The organism is Aeromonas allosaccharophila (assembly GCF_000819685.1).
Classification (GTDB): Bacteria; Pseudomonadota; Gammaproteobacteria; order Enterobacterales; family Aeromonadaceae; genus Aeromonas; species Aeromonas allosaccharophila.
In genome coordinates this window covers 1-2,665 of record NZ_CDBR01000120.1, presented here as the reverse complement: position 1 = coordinate 2,665, position 2,665 = coordinate 1, and the positions used below count along the sequence as shown (strand labels likewise).

The 2,665-nt window shown below is 50.6% G+C and carries 4 protein-coding genes; 1 reads left to right on the top strand and 3 read right to left on the bottom strand.

The window, feature by feature from the left end; translation table 11 throughout:
* A partial coding sequence (locus BN1115_RS22735) for a DUF3653 domain-containing protein (protein WP_042658734.1) occupies positions 1 to 282 on the top strand: 282 nt, incomplete at its 5' end.
* A gap of 347 nt (positions 283 to 629) precedes the next feature.
* On the opposite strand, the gene BN1115_RS21305 is transcribed toward BN1115_RS22735, so the two are convergent.
* The 3 genes from BN1115_RS21305 to BN1115_RS22620 all read right to left on the bottom strand — a co-directional run.
* Positions 630 to 1,928, bottom strand: coding sequence for a zonular occludens toxin domain-containing protein (locus tag BN1115_RS21305; RefSeq protein ID WP_050070549.1), 1,299 nt, complete (start codon positions 1,926 to 1,928; stop codon positions 630 to 632).
* Between the two features lie 30 nt (positions 1,929 to 1,958).
* Positions 1,959 to 2,276, bottom strand: coding sequence for a hypothetical protein (locus BN1115_RS21200; RefSeq protein WP_042658733.1), 318 nt, complete (start codon positions 2,274 to 2,276; stop codon positions 1,959 to 1,961).
* Positions 2,277 to 2,278: 2 nt separating this feature from the next.
* The coding region (locus BN1115_RS22620; RefSeq protein ID WP_042658732.1) for a hypothetical protein at positions 2,279 to 2,665 on the bottom strand (387 nt) is incomplete at its 5' end.

The following is a 2,665-nucleotide window of genomic DNA, read 5'->3' as shown; positions in this document are numbered from 1 at the left end:
CTTTGTTTTGTTTCTGTGACGGAGGTCACGCTATGGGACGAAGGAAAAAAGATCCCTGACGTGTGTAAGAGGGTTATGCGGATGGCAACAGGACGGGAGTTGCCTACCGTCTTCACCCGATATTGGGACGGGTGGAGGATGTCCGGTCATCATTTAATCACCCCTGCTGGCACCTATTTGTCCAGGCAGCGGCTAGAAATCATCGAATCATTCGGGGCAGAAGACCTGAAGGCGCTGAAAGATCATGCGGCGCTGAGGCGTTTGCCTACCTCAGAACGCTGACAGAGTGAAAAGAAGGTTTATTAAGGGATTGGGGGCGAAGTGATCCCCCCAATCCCCTGCTCAAGGGTATATTTCGTGGGGTAGTCAATCACTAAATCGGAACCCCACGAGTGGGGCCCCCGCGATTTAGCGTTTGACTAGGCCAAGCCGGATAAGGCTATTTAACATAAAAAAAGCCATTACGCAGTGGCGATAATCCGGTCGGGTTGATTTGGATAAAAAAAGAACTGGCCACGGCTCGGTTTTGGGCGGGGTTTCATCCGGTATCATCTGGCCTCGCTGCGCTCGGGCGCCTACGGCGCAAGGCGATGATAGGGGATGCGCCCCTATGAAGGGACGCTATTCCTTTAGGCGACACAACGAAGCACGTCAGGAGCGCCGTTGCGGTAGTTGATGTGATAGAGAAGGGAAGGTGACAGGGTAAGCTGCCCGTAGTAGTTGAGGCGGGCTTTAAGGCCATACTTGCGCAGCCAATAGTTACGGCGGACGACCTTGGCGAACTCGGGATGGCGCATTGCAGTAGCCTGGGTGATGACTCCCCACCGGAGCAAAACAAGGATCATGGGGATGTTCTGACGGCGGGCAACATAGTCAGCAAAACGCATGATGGCCCAGCGGGGGATCTGCAATGGATTGGTGATCGGGAATCGGAATTCATAGACGGGCGGGGTTGTTTTGGAGGGAGCAACAGCGCCGGATGGATTGGTTTTTTGCACGGGTTTATCCCCATACCACTGATGAATGTATTTGGCTGGCAAGATGCTGTAGCAAACACGCATATCAACAAAGCGGGGCTCTGTATAGCGTTCACAGTCGGGCGTTGCGTCTATGGCGTCAGGGTGGAGATAGGCGTCTTTGTAGTCGCCATTGCCGAGCTTGATTCGGCATTTGATCCGACCGTTTGAATCTCGTACCGGAAAATCAAACAGCTCTTTGCCGTCATCGAACTCTTGAGCGGTGTCATACGCCTTGTAGAGCCATTTTCCCCACGTGTACTTAGTGCCGCAAGGACTGCCCGTGGACTTGCTCTTACCCTTGAAATAGGAGGCCACATGGACACGGGGAACCCGCAGGCCGAACTTGATCACCAATCTGGCAACCCAGATAAGGGGATAAACCAAAATGCCCTTAGCCCCCATGGACGAGCTGAACATCGTGTCGGAGCTGTAACACCAGCAGATAGTACGGCACAAGGCGTTAACGATTTGCTTGTCAATTGACTCGATATCCTGCACACCGAGGAAGGCATTCCAGCCCCGTTTACGGACGAGACGGAGCCACTTAATCAACTGGGCGCGGTCGGGGTTGTTCCAGTCGCGGGTATTCATGAAAAAGGCGGTTTCATCGAGCGCCAAGCAGCCGTTTTTCGATTCATCATAGATCTGCTCTTGGTCTGACCGGAGCGCGGTTTTCTTGGGGCGCTCATAGGCGAACCCGAGGTTTTCAAGGTCGGACGAACGGGGCTCTTCCGGCAATCTGATGATCGGGGTTTGTTTTCCCTTCTCGTTAAGGGGCATGTGTTCGGGGTAGACATCGATGTTTGTGGCAACGGGCCGACCCTCATTGAGGTAGCCAACCATGATGGAAACCATCGTTACGGACTTACCAGCCCCAACGGGGCCAGTGACAAAATACGGCGCTTTCATGAAACCTCCCGAATTACGGTAACTGTTACGTTATTTCGCATCATAAGCAGCACGAGCGACAGACATCTGCCAGATAAAGAGCCATTGGGCTGAGCGAGCAACTCCGACCATTGCAATAACATCAGGGGTATTACGTGGAAGCAAAGAAAGGCCAAAAACAACAAGAGGCTGATTTATACCAGTAGTGATATTTTCAAGCAAACCAGAAAGAGCAGACGTAAAAGTAACAACCATAATACCCATGGCACCAATCAAAGCAACAACAGCGGCCTTTTTAGACATCAAACCGACAATCTTTGCAAAGAAAGAACCGAGACGTTCAATTAACAAGCCAATTAAAATTTTCATAATTAACGACCTCCCACAATTTGAACCATTGTTTTATGCCAAAGAACAAACATATAAAGAGCAAGAAGCATATAAATAAACCAGTAAATCAAAGGGTGGTAAACTTCATTGTAATTACGACAGAAAGCACCACCATCATTTGCAGTAGCTGAAAGGTTTGATATTTCAAAGGTGACAGGGAAAGGTTTACAATTACCAACGGGCCAAGCCCACTTTGGTAAATTAATACCTTGAGAGGGTGGAGACTGATTAGCAGCATCAGTAATTTGCTGCTCAAGCCATGTTTTATCCTCTGACAACTTATCAAGGGCACTCTCGGCGGGGGCTAGATCCTGTTGCGCTTTGGTGGCTGCCTCTTGGTCTGCCTTGGCCTCGGCCTCTTTCTCTTT